The sequence below is a fragment of the Rhodococcus sp. MALMAid1271 genome, from assembly GCF_049195265.1.
Lineage (GTDB): Bacteria > Actinomycetota > Actinomycetes > Mycobacteriales > Mycobacteriaceae > Rhodococcoides.
In genome coordinates, this window is record NZ_JBMIRQ010000052.1 from 98,889 (window position 1) to 105,690 (window position 6,802).

Consider the following 6,802-nt stretch of genomic DNA (forward strand, 5'->3'; position numbering starts at 1 on the left):
CAGGACCGATTCAGATAGGGAAAGATCGGCGCAAGAAGGCCTCTACCAGCGGCGATATCGGAGGCGGCAATCGTCCTACAGCTCGCCGGATTCGGTCATTTCGCTCCGGCCGATACCGTTCGCTTCTCGAAATATTTCCCAAGTTCGGTATTGCCCATCACGTCCGAAGGCGGTGAACGTGTCTGTCACACCGTCTCCGTCGACATCGGTCGCCACCGTGATTCCGGCGTCGGTCGTCCGCACGGTGGTCTCGTAGTGACCGTCGCCATCGAGATCGAACAGGTCTGCCGAGACCGCCTGCTCAACCCCGCTGCCGAGATCGTGATCCGCCATGTCGCCCGGGGAAAGATCACCGGGCCCGAAGCCATCCACCACGTTCATCGACGCCTCACCTCGCTGTACCGACACTGCGGTCTACTCAGATTGAGCTCTACTCACACCGCGCTCTACCGACTTCGACGCACCGGCTGCTCGAACGGTTCCGTGGCCGCCTGCACCTTCTGGGCGGATTCGCGGGATACGACGGCGCTGTCGGGCCCGCGGAATCGCTCCATCCCGCGCTCGAGCGCAGACAGGTCGCGATCGCACGCCGACAGCAATGCCGATCGACGGTCGGCGAGCGCTCTGAGTTCGGCGTCCACCTCCGCGAGCGCGACGTCGATACGGGCCGCCGCCTCCCGGTCCGCCGCCGCGAGGGCGATCGCAAGCACCGACTCCGCGTCGAGAATGCGGGAGAGCAACCGCTGCTCCACTGCAGACTTCACTCCGGCCAGGCATTCCTGCGTCCAGCCCCGCAAGTGCGCCCTGTCGGCCACCAGTGCCCGCGAACGCGTCAACCACCAGGCCAGCACACCGCCGAGCACGAGGGTGATCGCGGTGTTTGCCACCGCCCACGCCGGCACCAGTGCCATCGGGGAGAGAACCAACCGCCCGATCCCCACCCCGGCGGAGGCACCGACCACGATCATGATGGCGTCCTCGATCCCGCGACGCCGCGATGGAGCGACGACATCGATCGGCTCGCCCGTCGCTTCCGGCTGCGCCGGCCGATTGTCGAGACCCAGCTCGGTCTCCACTGCTCGCAATCCGGCCGTCAACGCGGCGTCGGCTCGCCCTTGTGCATCGCGCGCGGACTCGGCGATATGGGCGGGTAAGTGCTCGAGTTCAGCGCGGCGGGCCGTATCGATTGTCTGCCTGAACTCGATGCCGAGCCCCCGTAGATCCTCGGCAGCGGCGTGGACGGAATCCACCCGAACTCGCTGAATTCGATTATGCAGCAGTGCACGTCGATCGCCGCCGAGGCTCTGCCGCTCGGCCAGAAGTGCTGCGCGTCGCGCTCGGAGAGGGGTAGCGTCACCTCCCCCGGTCACCGTCCGCGCCTTGGCCACGATCGACGCCCGTGCTTCGGCTGCGCTGTGCATTACTGCCGCTGCGTATTTGCGCTGTGCCCCGAGCGTTGGAGCCTGCACCAGCAGTGCACCGAGTCGGTCCGCTACCTCCTCCAGACCCGATTGGCCCGACATCACCGCGTCGCCGCTGTCCCGCCCCATCCGAGCCAACCGAACCGAGATCGGATGAAACGAGCACTCCACCGCCCGCGGGACGCACTCGGCCACGAGGTCGCTGTCGGCGGCCACCACATCCCGCCAGTGTCGATGCACGTCGATCTTGTTCACCACGAACACCGTCGGCGTCGATTCGAGGGCCACTCGCCACTGCTCCAGCTCGATGCGTCCGACCGGTGCCGACGCGTCGACGACGATCACGACGACGGCGGCCTCGGCCACCGAGTCCGCGAATGCGAAACCGGTGAGCCCGGTCAGCTCGTCGCGTAGTTCCGACTTGCCCGATCCAGCCGTGCCCGTGAGGAAGACACCGCTGGGCCGACTGTGCCGAGCCGCTCCGATGGCGTCGAGCGCGTCCGAATTCCACCGTCGTAGAACGCTTTTCATGTCCTCCGACAGCGCGATCATCGACCCAGCAATCGGACGTGGCCTCGGCACAGCGCCAGTGCCGATCGACGCACGTCCGAGTCCTTCGCGGTCGCTGCGCGCTGCTTCCACAGGGCCGCTTGCTGCACCGTCTCCCACTCCGAACCGGTCTCGATCGGAACCCCCAGATGCAGAGCTGCGCAGCGCATCTCAGCGGCCACCGCCTCGTCCGAGGCCAGATACGACTCGACGGCGCCGCGGACGTGCCGATGCCCAGCCGCGATCTGCCGCAAGCTTCGGTGCAGATCCGCGTCACGGGTGGCCGCAGCTGTCGATACGGCCGCCGAGACCGCCTCGACCAGGGCGTCCAGACCTGACGCTTCGACCAGTATCTGCACGAGATCGTCGTCGGAAGATACGGGAGTGGAGCCTGCGGAACGACCAGAAGGTACGGGAGTCGGCCGGCGCAGTGCACTGACGAGCAGGGCAAGGCCACGCAGTTCGATGCAGTCGACCAGATCTTCCCGGCGGCGGCCCGACAGCGCGATATCGGCGGCCTGAAACCGTTCGACCGTCAGCAGATCGGCAGGCCCGAGATCGGCGGCGGCAACGGTCCGTACGTCGTCCATGACGAGGGGCGTACCGGAGCGCCCCGAGCCGCGAAGTCCCGCGGCCATCGTCCCCATCACCGGAAGGACGGTCAGACCGAGCTGTTCCGATGCGGCCGCGGCCGCCGCTGCCGGGTCGTCGAGGGTGTCGGCTTTGGTCAACACCACGACAGTTCCGTTGTGCGCGCCACGTGACGGAGATTTCAGAGCGGCGCTGTCGTCCGGCGAGACCGCGCCGGCGAAGACGTACACCAGTACATCGCCAACCGATCTGTCTACGTCTGCACTCTCGGTGCTCTGCGTTGTTACACCGTTGCCCGCTTCGTTGCTCTCGTGCACTCGGACGTCGAGCCCGTCGGCGTCCAGATCGGCCGACTCGAGCACGGCGCGGACGGCGGACTTCCCCACTCCCGGTCGACCTGCGACCCGGACGAGGAGTGGCCGGAGTCGGCGGTGCACGGCGGTAGCGATCGCCTCCCGGGCCGCTGCGTCCGACGTCGATCCGTCGGTTTCGCTCGGGCCCGCTGCGGTGCGGTCACGTAGACGGTTCAAACTCGTCTCGGCGACGTTCGTCATCGATCCCCCCAGAACGACCCGCCGTCCACCCGTACCCGGCGCACAGCCCCCTGCTGCGGCACCGATTCTGACACATCGGGACGCGGTGAAGCCGGTTCGCGAGAATTGCATCGTTGTAATTCGTCGTCGGCGTTCGGCCCCTGATCAGCGGCGGGAACGCAAGTCTCAACTTCAACTCGAGACCCACCTGTCACACACTCCGTGGATGCGCGACAATGGACCGGTGAACGAGCCCCAGGACACCTCTGTCGACACCGAGGACGACGCCGTGCAGACCCACGAACGGGGCTCTCGGCTGTACCCACGAGTGACGAGCTTTCGCTCTCGGCGCGGAGCACTGACCGAGGCTCAGCAGAGCACCTGGGACAACCTGTGGCCGCGAATCGGCCGCGACGTCGCTGACGAGCAGATCGACATCGACTCCTGGTTCGGCCGCAGCGGCCCGGCGATCCTCGAGATCGGATCCGGCACCGGCACCGCCACGACCGCAATGGCTGCGGCCGAGCCGCACGTCAACCTCATGGCGGTCGAGGTGTACCGCCCGGGTCTGGCACAGACGCTGCAACAGATAGAGCGAGAAGGCATCGAGAACATCCGACTGTTGCGCGGTGACGCGATGGATGTACTGGAGAACATGCTGGGCACGGAGTCGTTGACCGGCGTTCGGGTCTTCTTTCCCGATCCATGGCCCAAGGCTCGCCACCACAAACGTCGCCTGCTTCAGGGGCCGACGTTCGCGATGATCGCGGATCGGCTGAAACCGGGTGGCGTTCTGCACGTGGCCACCGATCACTCCGAATACGCTGAGTGGATTGCCGAGGCCGGGAACGCCGAGCCCGGTTTGACCGTTCTCGATTGGGAATCACCCATGACGCACGAGCGGCCGGTGACCAAGTTCGAGGGCAAGGCGCAGCAGATCGGTAGCTCGGTGACGGAATTGATCTGGGGAAAGAAGACATCATGAGCGTCAGTACCGACATGCCCGACACCGTGATCGACCCCTCCGAGCTCGGTGCGATCGGTGACTCGCGACACACCAAGCGAGTCCTGCTGGTCTGGGATGCTCCCAACCTGGACATGGGCCTCGGCGCGATTCTGGGCGGTAGACCAACGGCCGCCTACCGCCCCCGGTTCGATGCGCTGGGCCGATGGCTGCTCAGCCGCACCGCCGAACTCTCCGCCTCGAGCACCATGACCCTCGAGCCCGAGGCGACGGTATTCACCAACATCGCTCCCGGCAGCGCCGATGTCGTCCGGCCCTGGGTCGAAGCATTGCGTAACGTGGGGTTCGCGGTGTTCGCCAAGCCCAAGGTCGACGAAGACAGCGATGTCGACGAAGACATGCTCGACCATATCGACTTCCGCAACCGTGACGGCGGCCTCGCCGGGGTCATGGTCGCGTCGGCCGACGGTCAAGCGTTCAAGGGCCCCTTGGAGGCCATCGCAGCGACCGGGGTGCCCGTGCAGGTACTGGGCTTTCGGGAGCACGCAAGCTGGGCTGTCACGTCCGACATTCTGGAGTTCCTCGATCTGGAGGACATTCCGGGGGTCTTCCGTGAACCACTGCCTCGGGTGAGTCTCGATTCGCTCCCCGACGAGGGCGCGTGGCTGCAGCCCTTCCGACCGCTGTCCGCCCTGCTCGTCGGGCGCCAAGGAGTTTCTTAAGTGTTCGCCAGATGGGGAGACATCGTCTACCGCCTGCGGTACACCGTCATCGGTGTCATGGTGGCTGCACTGTTGGGCTTCGCTGCCTACGGTCTCGATCTCAACAGCCATCTCAGTCAGAGCGGCTGGGACGATCCCACGTCGGAATCGGCTCAGGCTGCCCGTCTGGCAGATACGACGTTCGGCCGCGACAAGCAGGGTGACGTCATCGTCCTCTACACCGCGCCCGAGGGCTCGACCATCGACGATCCGACGTTCCAGTCCAAGATCATCGCCAACCTCGATTCGCTCACGGCCGACCATCCCGATCAGATCGACAAAGTCAACGCCAGCTACTTCAAGACGGCGGTCGCGCCCAGCCTCCCTGTTCTCGGTACGTCCGACAAGCAACATGCAATTGCCAGCATCGCCATCAAAGGCGACAACGACACCGAACTGACGAACAACTTCCAGGCCGTCAAGGACGCCTTCTACATCGACGGCGTCAATGTGCAGGTGACCGGCCTACAGGCCGTGGCAGGCGCGCTGCAGTCGACGATGGCAGGCGACATCCACCGGATGGAATTGCTCGCCATCCCTGCCGTCGCGGTGCTGCTGTTCTTCATCTTCGGTGGCGTCGTCGCTGCCGCGCTGCCGCTGATCATCGGCGGCCTGACGGTCGTCGGAGCCAACGGCATCGTGAAGGTGTTCACCAACTTCACCGAGGTCAACTCGTTCGTCGCGCCCGTGGTCTCGCTCGTCGGCCTCGGCCTCGCGATCGACTACGGGCTGTTCATCGTGTCGAGGTTCCGAGAAGAACTCGGCGACGGATATACGACGCGACAGGCCGTCCGCCGCACCGTCATGACGGCCGGTCGCACGGTCGTGTTCTCCGCAACGATGATCGTCGCGTCCCTCGGCGGCCTGCTGCTGTTCCCGCAGGGCTTCCTCAAGTCGGTGGCCTACGGCTCCATCGCCACCGTCGCACTCGCGGCACTGACCGCCATCACGATTCTGCCCGCGATCCTCGCCATCCTCGGCCCGCGCGTCGATGCGCTCGGCCTGAAGTTCATGCGCAAGACCAAGTCGAGCGAGGAAATCGAGAACGGCATGTGGGGCCGACTCACCCGCTGGGTGATGCGCAACCCCGTCAAGGTCACCGTGCCCATCGTGCTCGGTCTGGTGCTCCTGACGCTGCCCGTCGGCAACATCAAATTCGGCGGCATCAACGAGACCTACCTGCCTCCGGATAACGTCACCCGCGTCGCGCAGGGCGAGTTCGATTCCCTCTTCCCAGGCCAGCGCACCGAGCCCATCAAACTGGTGATCAGCAACGCGCAGGGTGCCAACCTGGCCCAGATCACGAACCAAGCCGACAACGCTCCGGGCCTGGTCGAGAAGTTCACACCTGTCGGTGCCAGCAAAGACGGCGTCATCGTGTTCAAAGCCGGACTGGTCGATCGCAACGACTCGAAGCCGGCGATCGACTACCTCCGCAGCATCGACGTTCCGGACGGGGCGACGGTTCTCGTGGGCGGCACCCCTGCCATCGAGCAGGACTCCATCAGTGCGCTCATCGACAAACTGCCACTGATGGCCGTGCTGGTGGTGTTCATCGTGACGCTGCTGATGTTCTTGACGTTCGGATCGTTGGTGCTGCCGATCAAGGCGGTGCTCATGACCGTCCTCGGCCTCGGTGCCACCATGGGCATCCTGACGTGGATATTCATCGACGGAAACGGCGCGGGGCTGATGAACTTCACACCGGGGCCCATCATGGCCCCGGTCTTGGTGCTGATCATCTCCATCGTGTTCGGACTGTCCACGGACTACGAGGTATTCCTACTCTCCAGAATGGTGGAGGCACGCGAAAAGGGTGCCAGCACAAGCGAAGCCATCCGGATCGGCACCTCGCACACCGGACGCATCATCACCGCCGCAGCCTTGATCCTCATCGTCGTCACCGGAGCATTCGCGTTCTCCGATCTGGTGATGATGAAGTACATCGCCTACGGCATGATCGCCGCACTCATCATCGACGCC

At 65.3% G+C, this 6,802-nt stretch carries 6 protein-coding genes; 3 read left to right on the forward strand and 3 right to left on the reverse strand.

Annotation, left to right across the window (positions count from 1 at the left end; genetic code table 11):
* Nucleotides 1-75: 75 nt before the first annotated feature.
* From ACOQFP_RS05235 to ACOQFP_RS05245, 3 genes are all read right to left on the reverse strand, one after another.
* Nucleotides 76-381 carry a DUF6802 family protein gene (locus ACOQFP_RS05235; protein ID WP_421583691.1) on the reverse strand — a complete coding sequence of 102 codons (306 nt, stop codon included), beginning with the start codon at nucleotides 379-381 and terminating at the stop codon, nucleotides 76-78.
* A 65-nt stretch (nucleotides 382-446) separates the two neighbouring features.
* Nucleotides 447-1,952 carry a hypothetical protein gene (locus tag ACOQFP_RS05240; RefSeq protein WP_421583692.1) on the reverse strand — a complete coding sequence of 502 codons (1,506 nt, stop codon included), beginning with the start codon at nucleotides 1,950-1,952 and terminating at the stop codon, nucleotides 447-449.
* Nucleotides 1,953-1,969: 17 nt separating this feature from the next.
* Nucleotides 1,970-3,115, reverse strand: coding sequence for a hypothetical protein (locus tag ACOQFP_RS05245; protein ID WP_421583693.1), 1,146 nt, complete (start codon nucleotides 3,113-3,115; stop codon nucleotides 1,970-1,972).
* 187 nt (nucleotides 3,116-3,302) lie between these two features.
* On the opposite strand from ACOQFP_RS05245, the gene trmB reads away from it, so the two are divergent.
* The 3 genes from trmB to ACOQFP_RS05260 all read left to right on the forward strand — a co-directional run.
* On the forward strand, nucleotides 3,303-4,079 hold the full coding sequence (trmB, locus tag ACOQFP_RS05250) for a tRNA (guanosine(46)-N7)-methyltransferase TrmB (RefSeq protein ID WP_421583700.1): 777 nt from the start codon (nucleotides 3,303-3,305) through the stop codon (nucleotides 4,077-4,079).
* Nucleotides 4,076-4,780: an NYN domain-containing protein gene (locus tag ACOQFP_RS05255; RefSeq protein WP_421583694.1), complete on the forward strand. Its 705-nt coding sequence runs from the start codon at nucleotides 4,076-4,078 to the stop codon at nucleotides 4,778-4,780. The genes trmB and ACOQFP_RS05255 overlap by 4 nt, the downstream gene beginning before the upstream one ends.
* Nucleotides 4,781-6,802 (forward strand): MMPL family transporter (locus tag ACOQFP_RS05260; RefSeq protein ID WP_421583695.1); only part of this gene is annotated, 2,022 nt, incomplete at its 3' end.